Origin of the sequence: Pseudoalteromonas fuliginea (assembly GCF_000690055.1) — a bacterium.
Lineage (GTDB): Bacteria > Pseudomonadota > Gammaproteobacteria > Enterobacterales > Alteromonadaceae > Pseudoalteromonas > Pseudoalteromonas fuliginea.
The window spans coordinates 1-22,518 of sequence record NZ_JJNZ01000057.1; the positions used below are offsets into that span (position 1 = coordinate 1).

The 22,518-nt window shown below is 39.2% G+C and carries 18 protein-coding genes and 1 rRNA gene; 16 read left to right on the forward strand and 3 right to left on the reverse strand.

Features of this window, described 5'->3' with window-relative positions; all coding sequences use genetic code 11:
• Window positions 1-5: 5 nt before the first annotated feature.
• The 6 genes from rrf (at window position 6) to ihfA (ending at window position 6,102) form a co-directional block, all read left to right on the forward strand.
• Window positions 6-120, forward strand: a 5S ribosomal RNA gene (gene rrf / locus DC53_RS05835).
• Window positions 121-566: 446 nt separating this feature from the next.
• A complete protein-coding gene (locus DC53_RS05830) occupies window positions 567-1,622 on the forward strand; it encodes a DUF2066 domain-containing protein (RefSeq protein ID WP_033030978.1) in 1,056 nt (351 codons plus the stop codon).
• On the forward strand, window positions 1,622-2,332 hold the full coding sequence (gene hda, locus DC53_RS05825; protein ID WP_007378325.1) for a DnaA regulatory inactivator Hda: 711 nt from the start codon (window positions 1,622-1,624) through the stop codon (window positions 2,330-2,332). Before DC53_RS05830 ends, hda begins: the two co-directional genes overlap by 1 nt.
• A gap of 84 nt (window positions 2,333-2,416) precedes the next feature.
• The gene (pheS, locus tag DC53_RS05820) at window positions 2,417-3,397 is read left to right on the forward strand and encodes a phenylalanine--tRNA ligase subunit alpha (RefSeq protein ID WP_007378326.1); all 981 of its coding nucleotides are present in this window, start codon (window positions 2,417-2,419) and stop codon (window positions 3,395-3,397) included.
• A gap of 15 nt (window positions 3,398-3,412) precedes the next feature.
• Window positions 3,413-5,800 carry a phenylalanine--tRNA ligase subunit beta gene (pheT, locus tag DC53_RS05815; protein ID WP_033030980.1) on the forward strand — a complete coding sequence of 796 codons (2,388 nt, stop codon included), beginning with the start codon at window positions 3,413-3,415 and terminating at the stop codon, window positions 5,798-5,800.
• Window positions 5,801-5,802: 2 nt separating this feature from the next.
• Window positions 5,803-6,102, forward strand: a complete 300-nt coding sequence (gene ihfA / locus DC53_RS05810) for an integration host factor subunit alpha (protein ID WP_002960690.1) — start codon at window positions 5,803-5,805, stop codon at window positions 6,100-6,102.
• Window positions 6,103-6,180: 78 nt separating this feature from the next.
• On the opposite strand, the gene DC53_RS05805 is transcribed toward ihfA, so the two are convergent.
• On the reverse strand, window positions 6,181-6,981 hold the full coding sequence (locus tag DC53_RS05805; protein ID WP_007378328.1) for a DUF2989 domain-containing protein: 801 nt from the start codon (window positions 6,979-6,981) through the stop codon (window positions 6,181-6,183).
• 142 nt (window positions 6,982-7,123) lie between these two features.
• On the opposite strand from DC53_RS05805, the gene DC53_RS05800 reads away from it, so the two are divergent.
• From DC53_RS05800 to ccoG, 10 genes are all read left to right on the forward strand, one after another.
• A complete protein-coding gene (locus tag DC53_RS05800) occupies window positions 7,124-8,566 on the forward strand; it encodes a glyceraldehyde-3-phosphate dehydrogenase (RefSeq protein ID WP_007378329.1) in 1,443 nt (480 codons plus the stop codon).
• A gap of 217 nt (window positions 8,567-8,783) precedes the next feature.
• Window positions 8,784-9,911 carry a M14 family metallopeptidase gene (locus tag DC53_RS05795; protein WP_008136269.1) on the forward strand — a complete coding sequence of 376 codons (1,128 nt, stop codon included), beginning with the start codon at window positions 8,784-8,786 and terminating at the stop codon, window positions 9,909-9,911.
• Between the two features lie 376 nt (window positions 9,912-10,287).
• Window positions 10,288-11,790, forward strand: a complete 1,503-nt coding sequence (locus DC53_RS05790) for an alanine/glycine:cation symporter family protein (RefSeq protein ID WP_007378331.1) — start codon at window positions 10,288-10,290, stop codon at window positions 11,788-11,790.
• A 139-nt stretch (window positions 11,791-11,929) separates the two neighbouring features.
• Window positions 11,930-12,256, forward strand: a complete 327-nt coding sequence (locus DC53_RS05785; protein WP_007378332.1) for a hypothetical protein — start codon at window positions 11,930-11,932, stop codon at window positions 12,254-12,256.
• Window position 12,257: 1 nt separating this feature from the next.
• Entirely contained in the window at window positions 12,258-12,539 is a 282-nt protein-coding gene (locus tag DC53_RS05780) for a YeaC family protein (protein WP_007378333.1), read from the forward strand.
• Entirely contained in the window at window positions 12,529-15,210 is a 2,682-nt protein-coding gene (locus tag DC53_RS05775) for a DUF349 domain-containing protein (protein ID WP_033030982.1), read from the forward strand. Before DC53_RS05780 ends, DC53_RS05775 begins: the two co-directional genes overlap by 11 nt.
• Window positions 15,211-15,576: 366 nt before the next feature.
• Entirely contained in the window at window positions 15,577-16,131 is a 555-nt protein-coding gene (locus tag DC53_RS05770) for a YceB family lipoprotein (protein WP_002960677.1), read from the forward strand.
• A gap of 68 nt (window positions 16,132-16,199) precedes the next feature.
• The gene (locus tag DC53_RS05765; RefSeq protein ID WP_008136261.1) at window positions 16,200-17,504 is read left to right on the forward strand and encodes an ABC1 kinase family protein; all 1,305 of its coding nucleotides are present in this window, start codon (window positions 16,200-16,202) and stop codon (window positions 17,502-17,504) included.
• Window positions 17,505-17,597: 93 nt separating this feature from the next.
• Window positions 17,598-19,016: a sigma-54 interaction domain-containing protein gene (locus DC53_RS05760; RefSeq protein WP_033030984.1), complete on the forward strand. Its 1,419-nt coding sequence runs from the start codon at window positions 17,598-17,600 to the stop codon at window positions 19,014-19,016.
• A gap of 145 nt (window positions 19,017-19,161) precedes the next feature.
• A complete protein-coding gene (ccoG, locus tag DC53_RS05755; protein ID WP_033030986.1) occupies window positions 19,162-20,544 on the forward strand; it encodes a cytochrome c oxidase accessory protein CcoG in 1,383 nt (460 codons plus the stop codon).
• Between the two features lie 70 nt (window positions 20,545-20,614).
• Here ccoG and DC53_RS05750 read toward each other — a convergent pair whose 3' ends face one another.
• Window positions 20,615-21,532 carry a M14 family metallopeptidase gene (locus tag DC53_RS05750; protein WP_033030988.1) on the reverse strand — a complete coding sequence of 306 codons (918 nt, stop codon included), beginning with the start codon at window positions 21,530-21,532 and terminating at the stop codon, window positions 20,615-20,617.
• Between the two features lie 111 nt (window positions 21,533-21,643).
• Window positions 21,644-22,381, reverse strand: a complete 738-nt coding sequence (locus tag DC53_RS05745) for a hypothetical protein (RefSeq protein WP_033030990.1) — start codon at window positions 22,379-22,381, stop codon at window positions 21,644-21,646.
• Between the last annotated feature and the right edge of the window lie 137 nt (window positions 22,382-22,518).

The following is a 22,518-nucleotide window of genomic DNA, read 5'->3' on the forward strand; positions in this document are numbered from 1 at the left end:
ATTTGCTTGGTGACAATAGCGTTTTGGACCCACCTGACTCCATGCCGAACTCAGTAGTGAAACGAAACAGCGCCGATGATAGTGTAGCATTTGCTATGTGAAAGTAGGACATTACCAGGCTTCAAATTGTAGAGAGCCCGACTAGAAATAGTCGGGCTTTTTTTACGTCTGCAGAAAAGTGAAATGTGCACACTTAACACACACTTAACACACACTCACACCACCTCCCATCACGTAAGTCGGGCGAGCGTAGCGACTCCCGACGCACAAAGATAGTGTAGCATTTGTTATGTGGCTCTCCACCGCTGTGGGCACTACGACATCCTACTGCGTAGCGCACCGACCTCAAATTGTAGAAAGCCCGAATCTAACGATTCGGGCTTTTTTACGTCTGCAATAAAGTTAAGGGTAGGTGAATAGCGTACTACGCACTTATTTATATTTAATCTTTTTTACTTTCTACAAAAGCCAATTACTTTCATTTCCTTAGATAACAAATTTAATTTTGCTTTGTTACTGTCTTTGATTTAGGATCAAATCAGTTTAAAACCAAGAACTAATAGCCTGTGTATAGATTATTAATTAGTGCCATATCCATTTTATTTTGTTTTTCTGTAACGGCAGTTGAAGTAACTGATCTATATCAAGATATTTTAAAAGTGGATGACAAAACACGAGACACTCGATTAGCGGCGAGTCGTAAAGCTTTGCTCAATGTCTTAGTGAAAGTAAGCGGTGATGAAACTGCGGATCAAAATAAATTAGCACAGCAACGCACTAAAGATATTTCTGATTATATGCTTAAGTTTGAATATGACGAGAGAGCAAATGGACAATTGAAACTCGTTGTTAAATTTGAAGCTCGAAAGATCAACGCGCTAATCAAAGAATTAAACTTACCTTTATGGGGAGTGCAGCGCCCATTAGTTGCAATATGGTTAGGTATTGAAGACAACTGGCGCAGAGAATTAGTAACACAAGAAAGTTACCCGCAGCTAGAGCAGTTAATTTATGACAAGGCAGGACGCCGGGGGCTACCCGTTGTAGTGCCATTACTTGATTTACAAGATAGACGTTTAGTAGGTATCCCTGAAGTATGGGGTAACTTTTCAGAACCAGTAGAAGAGGCTTCTAAACGCTACAGTGCTGAGCGAAGTATTACGGCAAGAATGTATAAAGAAGCGGATAGCGAAAATTGGATTTTAGATTGGCGTTTTACAAATGATGATTTATTTGATTCAAATAGATTAACGGGTGATAAGCAGCAAATAGTGAGCCAGATGATTGACACCTTAGCACAAGGTCTTGCAAGCGAGTACGCTATTGATCCAAATGCTTATTATGAACAAGCTACTGCTATGCTTACGCTAAAGGGCACGCAAAGTTTTATTGATGTTGAATTAGCAAAACGAAGGTTATTGAGTTTAAGCGTTGTTACTCAAGTTAAAATTGTGCGTAAAACACCGGAGTTTGTAGAGTTTAAGCTAAACCATACTGGTAACCTAAGCGATCTTAAAAAAGGATTAGGGTTAGACTCCTCATTTAAAGATTATGAGGATCCACGCGCTTTTTATCATGTTGTTGATAAAAATAGCTTAGAGTATCAATGGATAACGCCATAATGCTAACTTCTGAGCCGATGCAAATGGCATTACCGGTTACTTTACCGGATGACGAAACATTTGCATCGTACTTTGGTGGAGAAGATTCGTTAGAAGTTAATCATTTGAAAGATAGTTTTTCGAAGTTAGCAAAAACGTTTCAGTATACCTATTTATGTGGATTAGGTGACTCGGGTAAGTCTCACCTTTTGTATGCGACCTGCATTAAAGCTCAAGAGCGTGGCCTGTCTAATATGCTACTGTCTATGCGCGAAGTGATTGATTTTGGACCTATGGTACTAGACGGTTTAGAAGCGCTTGATGTTTTATGTATTGATGACGTGCATTTAGTCGCAGGGAATGATGCATGGGAAAAAGCACTATTTAACTTTTTTAACCGGTTTAACGAACCCGGTAAAATGTTAGTAGTAACTGCCGATTTACTTCCTAGCATGCTTAATATTACGTTGCCAGATTTAGAGTCTCGCTTAACGTGGGGAACAACCTTTCAAATTCGCTCTATGAGTGATGACGATAAAGCACAAGCACTTGTTAAGCGCGCCCATATGCGCGGCCTTGAATTAAGTGATGAATGTGCACGTTTTTTATTAACGCGTTTAAGCCGTGATATGCGTGCTTTGCTCGATGTACTCGACAAATTAGATCATGCGTCAATGGCTGCACAGAGAAAATTAACAATTCCTTTTATAAAATCAACGTTAAAGCTGTAGTAGGTCTAGAATCTAGACCCTGCTTTCAGTTATCATAAGCTATTACTTAACAGCAATCACCTTCTGTGAAAGATCAGGTATCGAATGAACTTAGAAAACATATTAGCGCAAGCACTTGAGGCGGTAGCCAGTGCCAGTGAAATCGCGCAGTTAGAAGAAATCAGGGTTAATTACCTTGGCAAAAAAGGCGAAATCACAAGCTTGCTTAAAACGCTAGGCAAAATAGCACCTGAAGAACGTAAAGAAGCAGGCCAAGTTATAAACCAAGCTAAACAAGATGTACAAGCTGCTATCAACGAAAAGCGTGAATTGCTAGCAAGTAAAGCACTTGAAGAAAAGCTAGCTGCTGAAACTATAGATGTAACTCTACCTGGGCGTGCTATGCCTACTGGCGGTTTACACCCAGTTACGCGCACTATTGAGCGCATAGAAAGCTTTTTCGGTGAGTTAGGTTTTGAAGTTAAATCTGGTCCAGAAATCGAAGACGATTTTCATAACTTTGATGCGCTAAATATTCCAGAGCACCATCCAGCACGTGCTGATCATGATACCTTTTATTTCAATCCTAAATTAGTACTACGTACACAGACAAGTGGCGTGCAAATTCGTACTATGGAAACTGAGCAGCCACCACTGCGCATCATTTCACCTGGACGTGTATACCGTAACGATTACGATCAAACACATACACCTATGTTTCATCAGGTTGAAGGTTTAATGGTTGATACCGATGTTAGCTTTACTGAGCTAAAAGGTATTTTGCATGATTTTTTACGTAACTTTTTTGAAGAAGATATGGAAATTCGTTTCCGTCCTTCATTCTTCCCATTTACAGAACCTTCAGCTGAAGTAGATGTTATGGGTAAAGACGGTAAGTGGTTAGAAGTACTAGGCTGCGGCATGGTACATCCAAATGTACTTAAGTCTGTGGGCATTGACCCAGAAAAATACACCGGCTTTGCTTTTGGTATGGGTGTAGAGCGTTTAACTATGTTGCGCTATGGCGTAAACGATTTACGTGCATTTTTCGAAAATGACTTAAAATTCCTGAACCAGTTCCGTTAAGAGTGAAATAATAAAATGAAATTTAGTGAAAAGTGGTTAAGAGAGTGGGTAAATCCTGCTATTGATACGCAAGCTCTTTCGGAACAGCTTTCAATGGCTGGTCTAGAAGTTGATGGCGTTGAGCCTGCTGCGGCCAAATTTAATGGCGTAGTTGTGGGTGAAGTTGTTGAATGTGGGCAACACCCTGATGCAGATAAACTACGTGTTACCAAAATTAACGTAGGTGGCGATGAGCTACTTGATATCGTATGTGGTGCAGCAAATTGTCGTTTAGGTATTAAAGTTGCTGTTGCAACTGTGGGCGCTGTACTTCCTGGTGACTTTAAAATTAAAAAAGCTAAACTACGCGGTCAACCTTCAAACGGAATGCTATGTGCTTTTGTTGAGCTAGGTATTAGCGAAGAAGGCGACGGCATTATGGAATTGCCAAGCGATGCACCAGTAGGGACTGATTTACGTGACTACCTAGGTCTTGATGACAACATTATAGATGTTGATTTAACGCCAAACCGTGGTGACTGCTTAGGTATAAAAGGTCTAGCACGTGAAGTAGGTGTTTTAAACAGCATTGACGTAAGTGTATTAGATATTCCTGCGGTTACGCCAACAATTGATGACAAAGTATCAATTGAGCTAGTTAACGAAGATGCATGTCCTCGTTACCTTGGCCGTGTGATCAAAGGCATTAACCTTGATGCAGAAACACCACTTTGGATGGTTGAAAAGCTACGTCGTAGTGGTGTACGTTCAATTGATCCAGTAGTTGATGTGACTAACTATGTATTACTTGAGCTTGGTCATCCAATGCACGCGTTTGATTTAAATGCGATTGAAGGTGGTATTAAAGTTCGTAGTGCAAATGCAGGTGAAGAACTTGTTTTATTAGATGGTAATACCGCTAAATTAAACGACACAACACTTGTGATAGCCGATCATAACAAAGCACTTGCAATTGCGGGTGTTTTTGGTGGTGAGCAATCAGGCGTTACAGATAAAACATCTGATATTTTACTCGAAAGTGCATTTTTTAATCCTGTTGCAATTGCAGGCCAAGCACGTAGCTACGGTTTGCACACTGATGCTTCACACCGTTATGAACGCGGTGTTGATTTTGCTCTGCAACACGATGCAATGGAACGTGCGACAGCACTTCTTCTTGAAATAGTAGGCGGTCAAGCAGGTCCTGTTGTCGAAGCTGTCGCAGCTGACAAACTACCAAAAGTGACTGAAGTACGTCTTCGTCGTGCACGTTTAGACCGTGTTATTGGCCATCATATTGAAGATGCTAAAGTAACCGATATTCTTACGCGTTTAGGACTTGATGTAAAAGTAGAAAATGATAGCTGGAGTGCTGATGTACCAAGCTACCGTTTTGATATTCGCATTGAAGAAGACTTAATTGAAGAAGTAGCACGTGTTTACGGTTACAACAGCATTCCTAATGTTGCGCCTACAGCAAAACTTAAAATGACGACACATAACGAAGCAACGATTGCGCTTAGCAAGTTCCGCAATACGTTAGTGACTCGTGGTTACCAAGAAGCAATTACATACAGTTTTGTAGACCCTAAGGCACAAGCTATTTTGCATCCAAAATGTAAAGCAATGGTATTACCGCACCCTATTTCAATTGAAATGTCGGCAATGCGCGTAAGTTTAATGCCGGGTTTATTAGCGTCTGTAGCGTATAACCAAAATCGCCAACAACCTCGTATTCGTTTATTCGAACATGGTCTTAAATTTATAAGCGACGAAAGTGCAGAAAACGGTGTTTACCAAGTACCGGTTATTGGTGGTGTTATTACTGGTCTTGTAAATGGTGAACATTGGGTTGAAGAGAAACGTAATGTTGATTTTTATGACCTAAAAGGTGATGTTGAAGCCTTACTTGCAATTACCAATGACGTTACTCGTTTTGAAATTAAAGCAGAGCAGTCAGATGGGCTTCACCCTGGTCAATCAGCAGTAATATATGTTGATGGTAAAAAGGTTGGCTTTTTTGGCGCTTTACATCCACAAGCTCAAAAGTTGTTAGATATCAACAACGCAACTTTTGTTTTTGAAATTGAAATGTCAGCAATAGAAAAAAGAAATTTACCGCAAGCAGAAGGGGTGTCTAAATTCCCTTCAAATCGCCGCGACATCGCGATTTTAGTGGCAGACAGCGTTAAATCGGGTGACATTTTAAGCGTGATCGAAAAAGTTGGCGGAAATCAATTGGTTGACCTAAACTTATTCGATGTGTATAAGGGCAAAGGTATTGAGCCAAATTATAAGAGTTTGGCGATTGCTCTAACACTGCAAGCGGTTGATAGAACACTCGAAGAGAAAGATATCAATCTAGTAGTTGATAACGTGGTGGCCGAATTGGCCGAACAGTTTAATGCATCGTTGAGGGACTAGATATGGCGCTTACTAAAGCCGACATAGCTGAACACCTATTTGAAAAGCTCGGGATCAATAAAAAAGATGCCAAAGATTTAGTTGAAGCGTTTTTTGAAGAAATCCGCTCAGCGCTAGAAAAAGGCGAGCAGGTTAAGCTCTCTGGATTTGGTAACTTTGATCTTCGAGACAAAAAAGAAAGACCAGGCCGCAACCCGAAAACAGGCGAAGATATTCCTATTTCGGCGCGTCGTGTGGTGACCTTTCGACCAGGTCAAAAGCTTAAAACCCGCGTAGAAGTGGGCACAAGTAAAGCAAAATAAAAAAAGGCAGCGTAAGCTGCCTTTTTATTTTACATAAATAAGCTAACTAAAAAGTTAGCTTATTTTTATACTAATAAATTAAAACTCTCTAGGTGATACAAACTCACCGTTTTGTATTTGCAAATATGTTTGCTCTGCAAGTATATCTAAGCTGTCTAAGCTTTTACCGCTACTAATTAGTTGATGTTCTATTGGCAGCAGTTCAATATTTTCAATACCGAACATTTGGCCCACTTTAGAAAATATATATGCATGCTTAAATTTATCATGTTTATAAAACAGGCTAATTAATGAGGTAAGGACTTCGGGGTTAGGTACGGTGTCTTTTTTATTTAACTCTAATGTTTTGTAGAGTAAATCAATGGTTTTTTCATCATCGAATTTAATGTAATACGACGCTAAGAAAAATTGCATTTCAGCACTTTGTGTCACACTCGTTTCGTTTTCTAGCGAAAGAAGTTTAGTTAGTGCACTTTGATTATTATTGCGCGACCAATGGTAATAAAGTAAACCTGGGTGGTTAGTATTTTTAGTATCTTGATATAAGCGTGTTATTTCTTTAATACTAGTTAGTTGCCCATCAATACGAGAGGTTGTTTTTTCTTTGAGTTTTACGTGCTCGATTTTTGCAGCCAATGTTATGCATTGATTGTAATCTTCAAATCCTTTAAGTAATTGGTATTTATTTTCATCTGTCGGGTCTTTATATTCTGTGTAGCGTTTTATAATAACCTCTGCGCGAGGCTCCTTACAGTGGCTATCTTTATTTAGATCGGCACAAAACCCTGGTGTTTCTTTGCATACCTTTGAGAGTGTCAACTGATCTCCACACCCAGTTAGGGCTACCAACCCTAGTAAAACACTTGCTTTTAGAAACATCCCTTAACCCCAAATGAATATATACCCTCCTATTCTAGCTCAATCATTTAACTCCTAACAGTAGAGAATAACGTCAGATTAAATTAGAATGGCAGTGCCCATTTGGGCTATCCGTTCAAAATGTTTAACTTAGGTAAATAAAATGACCTCATCTCACGAGTTAGAATACACAAATAGTTGGCAAGAGCGCCAAGATTATGCAGAAAGTATGCAACCAATCATTGGTAAGCTTTACCGTAATCGTGGTATTGAAATTGCGGTATATGGCCGTCCTCTCGTAAATGCCAGTACTATCGATATTATCAAATCTCACAAAACCGTTGCTCAGTTTGAAGGCACTAAATTACGTTTGCGCGAAAGCTTCCCATTTTTAGAAGCTATCAGCAAAATGGAATTAAACTCTGCACGTATTGATATTGGTAAGCTTGCATATAGTTATTTATTCACTGAAGCCGCAAATGGTCGTTCAGTCGAAGAGTTTGTTAAAGACGAACTTGCAGAAATAGCTGATTTACCAGCGAAAGAACCACGCGATGTTGTGTTGTATGGTTTTGGTCGTATTGGTCGTTTACTCGCGCGTTTATTAATTGAAAAATCAGGTCCATATTCAGATTTACGTTTGCGCGCTATTGTTGTGCGTGGTGGTAAAGATGGTGATCTTGAAAAACGTGCAAGCTTATTGCGTCGCGATTCAATTCACGGTCCATTCAATGGCTCAATCACGATTGATAAAGAACGTAATGCAATTAAAGCTAACGGTAGCTACATTCAAGTTATTTACGCTAACTCTCCTAGCGAAATTGATTACACCCAATACGGTATCGACAATGCATTAATCGTTGATAACACCGGTATTTGGAAAGACGAAGCGGGCCTTGGCCAACACCTAGAGTGTCAGGGCGCTGCAAAAGTATTATTAACAGCACCAGCAAAAGGTAATATCAAAAACATCGTATATGGTGTGAATAACAAAGATATTTTACCTGAAGATAAAATTGTTTGTGCAGCAAGCTGTACAACCAATGCAATTACACCAACGCTTAAAGCATTAAACGATAAGTTTGGTATTAATAATGGCCATGTTGAAACTGTACACTCGTACACGAACGATCAAAACCTTATTGATAACTACCACAAAGCAGAGCGCCGAGGCCGCGCCGCAGCACTTAACATGGTAATTACTGAAACGGGAGCTGCAAAAGCGGTTTCAAAAGCATTACCAGAGCTTGAAGGTAAGTTAACAGGTAATGCTATCCGCGTACCTACGCCTAACGTATCGTTAGCTATTTTAAACCTTAATTTAGCAACAAGTACTTCTGTTGAAGAGCTAAACGCATTTTTACGCGATACAGCACTTCATTCAGACTTACGTGATCAAATTGATTACACTGCATCAACGGAAATTGTATCTACCGATTTAGTCGGTAGCCGTTACGCAGGTGTTGTTGATTCACAAGCAACAATTGTTGAAGATAACCGTATTGTTTTATATGTATGGTACGACAATGAGTTTGGTTACAGCTGCCAAGTAGTACGTTGTATGCGCGATATGGCCGAAGTGTCATTCCCAAGCTTACCTCGTTAATTTGTTTGCAGTGACGTAAAAGCCAGCATGTTGCTGGCTTTTTTGGTCGTGTATTATTTTTAAAGCGTATGCCTTGTGATAGGCTTTAATTATTCAAATGTTAGCAATGCTCAGTTTTTATTAGTATTGCAATATTTTACTACGTGTATTTAATACCAGTAGTGTTAGTTCTGCAGAGTAAAAAGCAGATAAACTTATTCAACCTAAAGGTTTTTCCATGAAAATCAGCAGCAATTTCGACAGTGGTAATATTAAAGTTATTGAAGCCACCGATCCTTTAAATATTCAATTAGAAATTAATAAAGATCATCAGTCTGAATTTTATCAGTGGTTTCACTTTCGTCTTGAAACAACACCTTACCAATTGCATAAGTTAAATATTAATGAGCTTGATAAATCAGCTTACCCCGATGGTTGGGAAGGGTATCAAGCCGTTGCATCATATGACCGCCAAACATGGTTTCGTGTACCATCAAGCTATGAAAATGGCACATTAAGCTTTGAAATTGAACCAGAGTGCGGCAGTGTGTATTTTGCTTACTTTGCACCATATAGTTACGACCGCCATTTAGATTTATTATCTTGGGCACAAAGCCAAGGCGCTTGCCAATTAATAACGCTTGGTGAAACACTCGATGGCCGTGATATGAGTGTGCTTAAAATTGGTGAACCAAGTGAAGACAAGAAAAACATCTGGATCACAGCACGCCAACATCCAGGTGAAACAATGGCGCAGTGGTATGTAGAAGGTCTATTGCACAAACTTCTTGATGACGAAGACCCACATGCAGCTGCGCTTCTATCAAAAGCAGTATTTTACGTTGTGCCAAATATGAATCCAGACGGTAGCGCACGCGGACATCTTCGTACTAATGCTAAAGGCGTTAACTTAAACCGTGAATGGCAAACACCAAGCATGGAAAATAGCCCTGAGGTTTACCTAGTGCTAAATAAAATGCGCGAAGCTGGCTTAGATATGCACCTAGACATACACGGCGATGAAGCGATTCCGTATAACTTTGTGGCAGGCAGTGAAGGTATTCCAAGTTACGATGCACGCCTAAAAGGCCTTGAAGATAGCTTTAAAGCCGCGCTTTTAACGATTACTCCAGAGTTTCAAGATGAGCATGGCTATCCAAAAGATGAGCCAGGCCAAGCTAACCTAACGGTAGGTTCAGCAGCAACCGCTGAAGAATTTAAAGCATTAACGTACACAATTGAAATGCCATTTAAAGATAATAACGATTTACCTGATCCAGACTATGGCTGGTCAGACCGTCGTTCGTATCAATTTGGTCAAGATACGTTAGCGGCAATTGTTAATGTTGTTGATAATTTAAGATAAAACATTTATTTGAAGGGTATCAATAGTTTTGATGCCTTTTTTGTTTTTAGTAAAACCCCTTTTACAAAAAATAATAATCATATAGCAACTTCATTCCAAAACGTTTTTAACGTTTCTTCGCTGCGTATCATCACCGTATCGGTACAAATCAATCTACTTTCCTTTAAATACTGCAGATGTAGTGCCTTGCAATAGCTACGTAATTAGATATTTTGAAAATTAAGTGTTAACAAAGTTGGGTTACTTAAGTTAAGATTAATTAAATCATGAGTCGGGACGGGAGAGGCAAAACCTTATTTCGTAAAGCTTATGTTGCGTAGTAGCTAAAGCAGAGTCTCGTAACTAAAAATAATAAATATAACTATAGAGGATATCCATGGAAGCTATTGTAAGCGCTGTTAATGATGTTGTTTGGAGTAATGCACTCATTTATTTATGCCTAGGCGCAGGCTTGTTTTATTCAGTATTAACTCGATTTGCTCAAGTTAGACATTTTAAAGAAATGTGTAAGTTATTATTTAGTCCTAACACGTCTGATAAAGGTATCTCATCTTTTCAAGCCCTTGCAGTCTCGTTGTCTGGACGAGTAGGCGTCGGTAATATCGCTGGCGTTGCAGCGGCTATTGGTTTTGGCGGACCAGGCGCTATTTTCTGGATGTGGGTTGTTGCTTTTCTAGGCGCAAGTACCGCATATGCAGAATCTACTTTAGGTCAAATTTATAAAACAGAAGAAGACGGGCAATACCGTGGTGGCCCAGCGTATTATTTTGACCGTTGTTTAGGACAAAAATGGTTGGCTATTTTATTCGCTGTTTCGGCAATTATAGCATGTGGTGTCTTTCTGCCTGGCGTACAAGCAAATGCGGTAGGTAATGCGTTTACCCAAGTGTTTGGCAATGGCAACATGGTTTCTACTAGCTTTGGTGATGTAGGCAGCTTTAAATTAGTCGCTTTAGCAATTATCCTTATTGTTTTGGCATTTATTATTTTCGGCGGTATAAAACGTATTGCGAACTTTACGCAAATTGTAGTGCCATTTATGGCGCTTGGTTACATAGTACTGGCACTAATCGTGGTATTTTTAAATTTAGATAAAGTGGGCGATATATTTTATTTAATTATTAGTGATGCATTTACTGCGCAGGCAGGTTTTGGTGCTGCTATTGGTTGGGGCGTTAAACGTGGTATATATTCTAATGAAGCTGGCCAAGGTACTGGGCCTCATGCAGCAGCTGCAGCAGAAGTTGATCACCCTGCTCAACAGGGCTTAGTACAAGCTTTTTCTGTTTATGTTGATACCCTCTTTGTGTGTACTGCAACTGCATTAATGATTTTAATAACGCAGCAATACAACATTGTGGGTGAGCTACCAGCAGGGCAATTTATTGTACAAAATGTTGATGCAGCCACTGAAGTGGGATCAGCAGCCTTTACTCAAATGGCTCTATTTAGTGTATTTGGTAGCTTTGGACAAGCATTTGTCGGTATTGCATTATTCTTCTTTGCCTTTACCACAATACTTGCTTATTACTTTATTGCAGAGACTAATATTGCTTACTTAAATCGTTATTTTAAGGGCAGTATTCCGCTTGTTCTTGTGAAGTTTGTAATTATGTTTATGGTTGCATACGGCATGGTAAATAATTCAGGTTATATTTGGACTATTGGTGATATTGGCGTTGGCTTAATGGCTTGGATTAACATACTCGGTATTTTAGCCATTTTCTTTGTCGCTAAGCCTGCTTTGCTATGTTTGAGCGATTATGAAGAACAAAAGAAAAAAGGCGGAAAAGTCATATTTGATCCAGTTAAATTGGGTATAAAAAACGCCACATTCTGGGAAAAACGCTTAGAAAAGCAGTCAAAAGACGCAGAGTAATTAAACTTAGTGGGCAACTTGGAAAATTATCGCCCCTAAATTAGTTATTGGTTTGAATTCAAAAAAGACAACGAGAAATAAAACACGTACAATAAAGGCGCCGAAAGGCGCTTTTTTTATGCGTAGTATGGAGAGAAGTATGGCGATTATTCGTTGCCCAAAATGTGCAAAATCAATTTCAGATAAACATAAGCAATGTCCGCATTGCGAAAGCAACATTGCAGAGCTAAACGACGAGCAAGTTTTACAACTTCAGCGCGAACAGCGAATTAAAAAAAAGCAGATGTTTATAAATCACTCCTTTTTGGCGCTTATCTTATTTTTAGGTGGTTTTTTCTGTTTGTACTTTCTACAACCGCAAGAAGAAACACTGCAGTGGTACGCTTACACCGCCGCAATTGGCGTAGGGTGTATTTGGTATCTTATAAACCGTATTGTTTTAGTGACTCTAAAAAAGAAAAAATGACATGAACATCGACAATCTTGTACAAAATATTACTCCCGAATTATTCGAACGCTTACAATACGGTGCCTCTACTGGTAAATGGCCAGACGGTACCGTTTTATCAGATGAGCAAAAGCAACAAACAGTGCAGTTGGTTATGTTGTATCAAGCAAAAGTGGCTCAATCAAACGAGCAATTTACGATTGGTGCTAATGGTGAGATGATCCAAAAGACAAAAGCTCAACTACAAAAAGAATTTAAATCAGACAACGAAATAGCTAGGTTTAGTGAACATGATCTTTAAGCACCTTTTTACACCAAAATGGAAACACCCTAAGCAACAAGTACGTCTTGATGCTATCGAAAAATTAGACATTGAACGTGATGCAACCATATTAAACACGTTAGCACTTGAAGATAGCTCCGCTGAAATACGCCGTAAAGCGCTCCAAAAAGTGAACGACTTACCACTTTGGTGGAAAGCGTATAAACAAGATCAAGCATTAAAAGATATAGCCGAGCTACAAATATCTAATGCTGTTTTAAATAGCGAAAGTACGCTAACAGCAAAAATTAAAAACGAATACATAGAGCGTTTTGCACCCGTTAAAACACTTGAAAAGTTAGCGTTTGCAGAAAAAGAGCTGCAAGTACGCGTTAAATTACTGAAACGTTTAGCAAATCCAAAACTAGTAGAAAAAGCATTTAAAGAAGGTAGCGAAGAGCTACAAACTCAATTAGTTGAACTTGTTATTACTCATCAATTAATTAAATCATTAGTAAAGCATGCAAAGGGTGGTGCAAAAGCAGCACTTGAAACGCATATTGAAAATGAACGTTTAGCAATTGAAATGCCACTTGAAGTTGAAAATGCAACACGTGTTATTTTAGCTAAGTTAAATGCTTTACGTGAAAAAACAGATTTTGGTATTGTTAATCCACAAGCGAGCGATTTAATCGCTCAGTGGCAAGCACTTGAGCTTAAATGGTTAAGTGATGAGCGCGTTAAGCTGCTTGACGAAAAATATACTTCTATCACCACTAAGTTAGATGCACACATTGAACAGCTAAAAGCGGTACATGACAAAGAGCAGCAGCAATTAGCGCAACAACAGCGTCAATTATTAGCACTTGCAACACTTGAAGCTTTGGGTGAAGAAATTGAAAATGCCTTACAGCTTGGTCTTGAAACGCCAGAGCAAATTCAACAAGATTGGCTTGATGCAAAAGTAGCGCAAGCTAAGCAAGCTATTAGCGAAACAGAACTTGCTAATAACGCACAATCAAAACTCGCTGTAAGCAAGTTAGAAAAACTATTTACTCAAGTTGCTAAGTTACCTGAGTTAACAACGGCTATTAAAGAGTACAAACTCGCTTTTGCAGCGCTATGCGAAATTACGCCAGCAGAAGATTTAGCACAATACGATGCAACTTTAACTGAATTTAATAATGGCTTTAAAGCAGCGCGTAATCATTTAAATATTTTAGATGGCGCACTACAAAGTACCTTTAAAACACAGTTAAATGCGCATAAAAAGCAATTTTTAGCACCAATGAATGAGCTAGTTAAGCCACTTGAAAAAAACCAAAGCCAAGCAAAGCGCAAAGCGCGTGATGTTAAACGCCTAATTGAAGAAGGTCGTTTTAATGTTGCTTTTGGTGTGTTTAAAGGCTTTGAAGAGTTATTTAATACACTTACTGAGCAATATCAACAGCCGCTTGTAAACATAAAAGCGGAACTTGAAGCGCAACTTGCAGATGCTAAAGATTGGCAAAAATACGCAGCAGCACCAAAGCGTGAAGCCTTATTAGAAGAAGTAAGTGCATTAGTAAGCGAAGAATGCACCGACCCACAACAACGCGCAGAGCAAGTAAAAGCGCTACGTAAACGTTGGAATGAGTTAGGTCGTTTAGATACAGATGAAGAAAAGCAACAAGGCGTGCAGTTTGATGAACAAATCGAGCTGTTATTTGCGCCTTGCCGTAGTTACTTCGCAGAGCAAGAAGTACAACGAGAAGCATCAAAAGCACAACGTGAAAGTATTATTAACGACATGCATGCGCTCCATTTACAGCCAACTGCTGAGGATGACTTTGATTGGAAGCAATATGAAAGCCAATACAATCGTTTAAATAAAGCGTGGCGCAGTGTGGGTAAAGTTGACCCTAAAACATACCGTACACTAAACGATCGTTATAAAAATGAGCAACAACAAGTACTGGCTTTGTTAAATGCATTTCATAAAACTAATGCCACACTTAAAAACGAACTAATAGAAAAAGCGCAGCAATTGTCACAAAGTGATGATTTAGCGGCTGCATGCCAAGAGTTGAAGCAAATGCAACAACAATGGCAAGCTATCGGTTTTGCAGGTTTGAAAGCTGAAAATGCGTTATGGCAAAAGTTTCGTCAGTTTAACGATGAAACATTTACCAAGCGTAGCAGTGAGTTCGAGCAGCAAAAACTTGAGCAAAACGAGTCAGATAAGCAAGCAGTTGCAGAACTTGCTGAGCTTGAAGCAGCATTGAGTGATGTTAATCAAAGAGCGCAGTTGCACGACCTTGAAACAAAAGTGAAAGGGTACACGCAATTTAGATCGTTAGCGCCAAAGGTTACTAAGCTACTAGCCGCTATTGACGATAAACTTGCATTGCTAACAAGTAAATCAGAGCAAGCTAATTTAGATGCATTAATTACTGCACTTGAGAACAATGAAGCATTACCAAGTCAGTATCAAGCACCGCTTAAAACAGCATTAAATACCGAGCAGCTTATTACGCGCATGGAAATACTAGCGAACGTAAGTTCAATCGATAAGTCACTTAGAATGGCAGAACAAGTAGCCATGCTAGATGACAAACATCGTGGCGATCATGCTGATTTAAACTATTATTTAAAACAGTTATTAGCGCTCAGTGACGGTTCAGTTGAACCTGACACACTAACGCGACTTAAAGCGACACTTGCAGCTTAATACACTAGGGCGTGTTGACCTTTCGTGGTTGAATTTGCAGCAGACTGTTTGGTATTTAGGCAAGGCAGAGTCTATGTAGTGTGGTTATTCCCCATAAATAGGCGATAACGCAGCATAAATGCCAAACATGCGCTGCCCTTTGGGTTCTTTTTAGGGACGATTAACTCTTTGTTGCTCGGTTTTGACTTAGGCCGCTAGGTTACAAACCTCACGCCGCGATTAAATCGACCCTAGATTGAACAAATTTCAATCCACAAAGGTCAACACGCCCTAGAACCAGCATAATATGTGCTGGTTACTATTTTACTAAGCCGCTTTAATAGCGGCTTTTTTATGTATCACTAATTCATAAACAAAAGGGTTCTCATGAGAATTTTAGTTATTATTGCAGCGTTATTTTTAACTGCCTGTAATACCACGCAAGGCATATCAGTATATTCATTTACTAACTCTGAGGTTGAATCTGTACTGGGTAAGCAATTACCAAAGTTAAGTGAAAAAGTAAGCTTAATGGGTTTACCCGTTCAGTTTGATGTAAACGACTTAAGTGTCAACATTGGACCTGATAACCGCGATGTTGTTGTGCTTGGTGCGGATTCGAGCGCTGAAATTAATGCATTCGCACTTAAATACCCAGTGCGTTTAAAGCTACAAATTGAAGGAAGCCCATTTTACGACAGTGAGAAAAAAGCGGTGTTTTTACGTAATATTAAATTACTTGATTCGAGTGTAGATGCCGGTGGTTTTAAAGGTAATTTAGGTGCACTTGATAGCCAAGCAATGGATGTTATTAATGCTTTTTTAGCGGTTAACCCAGTTTATACTCTAAACATGGATGACCCTAAAATGATGCTACTTAGTAAACTTCCACTTGATATGAAAGTGGTTGAAGGCGCAATTAAGCTAGTACCTCGTCTATAAGTAGATCGACCTACTTACAATATACGTATTGATTAGCCTGACTTTCAGGCTAATTAGGTTTTAATATTATGGCGGCTCCTCGCACTGTTCCCACTTCTCGGCTTTCTCGATTTGCAAAATTAGGCTCACTCGCAACAGGTGTTGCTACCAACATGTTAGTTGATGGCGCTAAGAGTGCGTTAACGGGTAAAGGTTGGGATAATAAAAGCTTACTACTACAACCTAAAAATATTGAAAAGCTAGCCACACAGCTATCACATTTACGTGGTGCAGCAATGAAACTGGGGCAATTGCTTTCAATGGATGCCGGTGATCTACTTAGTCCTGAATTAGCTCAGTTACTTGCTTTACTTCGCTCAGACGCGAACCCAATGCCTCATAAGCAGCTTGTTGAAGTGTTAAAAGAGCAATGGGGGGATGAGTGGCTAGCGCGTTTTTCTCACATTGAGCTAAGACCTTTTGCAGCGGCTTCTATAGGGCAAGTTCATTTAGCTTATAAAGAAAATGGCGATCAGCTTGCTGTTAAAATTCAATACCCTGGTATTGCAAAAAGTGTAGTAAGTGATGTCGATAACGTTATTTCTTTATTAACGATTTCTCGATTATTGCCAAAAGATCTTAATATTAAACCACTTATTAGTGAGGCTAAAGCGCAGCTATTAGCCGAGGCTGATTATAAACGGGAGGCTCAGTACTTAATACGTTATAAAAATGCACTAGCAAGTAATCCCCACTTTAAAGTGCCTAACGTATATCCAGAGCACAGCACACAACACGTGCTAACTATGGAATATATAAAAGCAGAGCCCATTGAGAGCATTACAGAGCTACCTGATAGTCAAAAAAGCTTTGTTGCAGAGCAGCTCATTGATTTATTTTTTAAAGAAATGTTTGAATTTAAATTAATTCAAACCGACCCTAACTTTGCCAACTTTCATTATCAGCTTGATACACAAAAAATTGTTTTATTTGATTTTGGTGCAACGCGAGAAATATCAACCGAGCTTAGCTTAGCGTACTTAGCCTTATTTAAAGCGGGTAGTGAAAACAACCGAGAAGGTGTACTTAAAGCGGCATCACACATAGGTTATTTTAAAAATGACTTAGTTGATGAGTATAAAAACAACGTCATTGATTTATTTTTAATGGCGTGCGAGCCACTAAGAGCAGAAGGGGAATTTGATTTTAAAAATAGCGAACTCGCGCTCAAAATTAAAAATGCAGGGCTTGCTCTTAGTGGGCAATCTCAGCAATGGCATACACCGCCCGTTGATGCGCTATTTATTCACCGAAAACTTGCAGGACTTTACTTAATAGCCGCAAGGCTAGGTGCAAAAATAGATGTAAAAACGTTATTTAAGCACTATTTATAGCTTTTTAATTTACGCGTAAGTGCGCTTTAAGTAATGAGTGCACTTAGCGTATAAAATTGCCATAATACTCGCGATATTTCGCGAGGTGTATTTATGATAAAACAATTTTTAAACGATCCTAAATTATTGCTAAACGCAGTAGGTGAGGGTATATACGGTTTTGACCTGTCGGGTAATGCGGTGTTTGTTAATCCTGCCGCTGAGCGCATGACAGGTTGGTGCGCTGAGGAACTATTAGGTAAAAAAATACATCAATATCATCACCATACTCATGCTGATGGCACACCTTATCCCGCTGATGAATGCCAAATTTACTGCACCATGTTTGACGGAAAACGTCGTGAAGTTAAAAATGAAGTTTTTTGGCGCAAAGACGGTAGCTCATTTGCAGTTCAATACACCTCAACACCGGTTTATCAAAATGATGAGTTAATTGGTGCTGTAGCTGTATTTCGCGACATATCACTGCAACAGCAAACACAAAATGCACTGCAAGAGGCACTTGAGCAAGTAAAGCATTTAAGTGAGCAGCTAAAAGATGAAAACAACTACTTAATTGCAGAACTTAACGAAGATTGGCAAGACTCAGGGCTAGTTGGACAAAGTCATATATTTCAAACCATGTTAGATCAAATAAAACTGGTGAGTGAAACCGACAGCACAGTGCTTATACTTGGCGAAAATGGCACGGGTAAAGAGTTAGTAGCTCGTAATTTGTATAGGCTAAGCAAGCGTAGCGAACAAGCCTTTATAAAAGTAAATTGCGCCGCATTTACCCCAAGTTTGCTAGAATCGGAATTGTTTGGCCATGAAAAAGGCGCGTTTACAGGTGCAAATGAACGCCGTAAAGGGCGTTTTGAACTTGCTGATAAGGGCACCTTGTTTTTAGATGAAATAGCAGAGCTGCCACTTGAGGCGCAAAGTAAACTACTAAGAGTTCTGCAAGAACAAGAGTTTGAACGTGTGGGTGGCAGCAATACGCTAAAAGTAAATATTAGAGTGATTGCAGCGACTAATCGCGACCTGTGGGAAATGGTACAAAAAGGCACGTTTAGAATTGATTTGTATTATCGGCTTAATGTATTTCCTATAAAAGTACCCGCCCTTAAAGATCGAAAAGAAGATATTCCTTATTTATGCGCTAATTTAATTGCGCAGCTAAATAAGCGGCTCGGGAAAAACTTAAAAGGGCTAAGTAAAAAAGCAATTACGCAGCTGCAAGCTTACGATTGGCCAGGCAATATTAGAGAGCTGCAAAATGTACTTGAACGCGAAGCTATTTTATCTAATCAAGCGGTACTTCAGCTAAGTCAGCCTTTGCAAGCGGGTGGTGAAGTAGTTATTAATCCTTCACTTACGCTCGATGAAGCACAAAAGCAGCATATAACTTCTGTTCTTGCGTTATCGCACTGGCAAATATCGGGTGATAAAGGAGCGGCAGTTAAATTGGGTTTACCTGAGAGTACACTACGTTCAAAAATGCGAAAGTTAGGGATTGCTAAAAATTCGTGATATATCGCGAATTACGCTTTATATCGCGAGGTTGGTTTTTGTTTTTTAAAATAATTTCTTTAATATCAATTAAGTAATTAAAGTTTCAGCTTGGTCTGAAAGTTGCAAATACTTGCTTAATACCCGTCATTATGAAGCAAGTACTATGAAGTTTGATATTAAAGAAGAAGACATGATCATTAAGCCCTATAACACCGAAGGGCCAATTTATATCCGCGAGCAAAAAGGATTTTTTCAGCGCATACGCCGTAATTTAGGTTGGCTGCTAATGCTAACTTTTATTGCAATACCGTGGATCCAATATAACGGTCACCAAGCTGTGCTGCTTGATGTGGCAACGCAAACTTTTACTATTTTTGGTCTAACACTCCTTCCTCAAGATTTTATGATTTTAGCCCTGCTATTTATGGTGGGGGCTTTTGCATTATTTTTTGTAACTAACTGGCTTGGTCGGGTTTGGTGTGGATATACGTGCCCGCAAACAATATGGATGCTCATGTTTTCGTGGGTAGAACAACGCATAGAAGGCACTCGAAATCAGCGTATTAAATTAGATAAATCGCAGTGGACGCTGAGCACTTGGCGCAAAAAAATTACTAAGCACAGTGCGTGGATTGTTATTTCAGTTTTAACCGCCACCTCGTTTATGGCGTATTTTATCCCAGCAAAAAGTTTGTATATGGAAATGCTCACGTTTGAGTGGTCAGGTATTACGAGCTTTTGGGTGTTTTTATTCGCTTTTTGCACCTACGGTAATGCAGGGTTTTTACGCGAAAAAATGTGCACAATTGCTTGCCCGTATTCTCGTTTTCAGGCTGTTATGTTTGATAAAGATACGTTGCTTGTTACCTATGATAGCAAGCGCGGTGAAAGCCGAGGACCGCGTAAACGCAAAGCCGATCCAAAAGAGCTTAACTTAGGTGACTGTGTAGACTGTAACTTATGTGTAGAGGTTTGCCCGGCAGGTATAGACATTCGAAATGGCTTACAATATGAATGTATAAACTGTGGCTTATGTATTGATGCTTGCGACGATACCATGGAGAAATTTGGTTATCAAAAAGGCTTAATTAAATACGCCAGCGAAAAACAAATGGAGGGTAAAAAAACCAATCCATTTAGATTAAAACTAATAGGATACGGCGCATTAACGGCTTTGTTAATAATTTCTATGTTTGCATGGATGCTACAACGCACACCAATAGAAGCCTCAGTACTACGAGATAGGAATGCGCTTTATAGAGTGAACTACGAGGGCCTGGTAGAAAACCCTTATACACTTACTATTATTAATAAAACGCAGCAAGCACTGCATTACACCATTGCCATAGAGGGCTTGCCAGAAGCAACACTCTCAAGTCCAAGTTCTACACTTATACAGCCAGGTGTGATGAAAAGAGTCCCCGTTACTGTAACTGCCGATGGTTACGATATTGAGCGCAAAGTTAGCAAGTTACAATTTGTAGTAACGGCGCAAGAAGACGCCAGTATAACCATAATTAAAGATAGCCAGTTTTATAAAAACTAAGATTGATAAAATTTCATAAACAACATGCCCAAGTAGATATTCCTCTTGGGCATTTTATCTGTAGTTTTTATTATGTGTTTGCATTTATATATTTTAGTGCGCTTGTTATAACGGCCACTTGAGCTAATATACATTCTTCATCTGTGGCTGTTGGGCTATCTGGGTACACTTCGGTAGTTGTTACATAGGGCGCGTCAGTAAAGCCCATACACAAACCTAACTCACGTGACGCATAGTTAATAACACCAAATTGCTCTTGAGGGACGCCTATTAGCTGGTTGTTTTCATCGCTCGGGGCAATGTGCGTGACCTTTGCCACATCTTCAATAATTACTTTTTGAAATTCAGGCTCAGGCTTATTGGTATCGGCCACTAAATAAAACCCATCAGGTATGTTCCAATTAGTGTTTGTAGTGCCTTCACGGGCAGCAAGTGCGGGCCTAAATTCACTGTTATCGCTATCTGTTGTTTCGTGTAAATCAATATGAGCAACTAAGTCTATATCGAGTGATTTTACAAACGCCATAATAGCTGCTGATTCTTGAGCTGGGCTGCCCTCGTAAAATGAGCGGTTAGGATCAATAGCATCAGGGTTCCAGCGGTTTATAGTCTCATATCCCCAAGGGCTAATGCAGGGCGCAACAATAATATTAAACTGCTTTGAGTGTTGCATAGCCGATGTTTTAGCAAACCTAAGTGCGCCATGTACGCCACTGGTTTCGTAGCCATGCACACCTCCGGTGATTAAAACTGTTGGTTTATTAGCATTAAAGTTAGGCGTTTTTAATATATATAATGGGTAAGTGCCAGCGGCGTAATTAAGCTGACCGTATTGCTCTATATCTAAGGTGCTTTTAAGGTCATTAATTAGCGTTACGACTTCGTTTTGGTAACTGCGTTTAATGTTTTGGCGTGCTAACCATTGGACTTTATCGCTGTTATTCCATTTTTGTCCAGGTGTGCCAATAGGGTATGTGCTGTTAGTCATAATAAACCTTTATATCAATTGTTATTAGCCCATATAAAAAAGTAGGCAATTACAATTGTTAGAATTACTTAATAAAGGCGTAGCTTAACGCTGAGTAAATTAGCGTGCAAATTAAAACGTTAAAGTCATATTATTTATTGTGCGCTGTTGTTTAGCTTGAATATAACTTTGACTAGCAAACTCCCCTGAAATAGCGCCAGAGCGAACCCGCTCAACCAAAATAGTTAAATTGCATGCCTTACTTTTATCTATTTGCGTGTCATTAAACATTATCAAATTATTTAGATTAAATGAATAACTCGACGATGTAACAGATGAAGACGTAGATTGTATTAATGTAGAGTTGTTATTTGTGGTGCAATGACTGCTTAACTCAATTGTGCTGGCGCTATTGGTATCTATACCATCAAGTTGTACTGTTATTGTGTTTGTTATGCTAAAGTTTTGCTCACTACTTGGTGTTAAAATAATAAAGTTATGAGGAAGTTCAACAGTTGAGCGTGTGCTTATTTCATCATCACGGTTAAACAATATATCAAACGGCTCGTTATCATCAGTTATGTTGATGTAGGCTTGGTAATCTACATCTAAAAAATCTGTATCTTTACTAAGTTCAACAGCTGTGCCTCGCACGATTACTTGTAATGTGTCGCTATCGCTTAATACGATGTTAGACCCATACATATCACCTGCATTTAGCTCTGCATTAATACGAGTACGACTTCCGTCAGACACAAGCTCAAAACCCGCCCAAATACCTTTCGTTTTAATTAGATCTGATGCTGTTTCTGATGTGCAAGCACACAGCATTAATATGATGCCCACGAGGGAAAAGCTTTTTTTAAACATGTTAGCTCCTTTATTTGTGAGCGTATTGTTACACAAGAAAGTACTTTTAGATGTTTAAAATTGTTAACAACTGTAAAATAAATTTTAAATAAAAGATCTTGGTAGGCAGTGTTGTTTTATTTTTAGTAAAATAACGG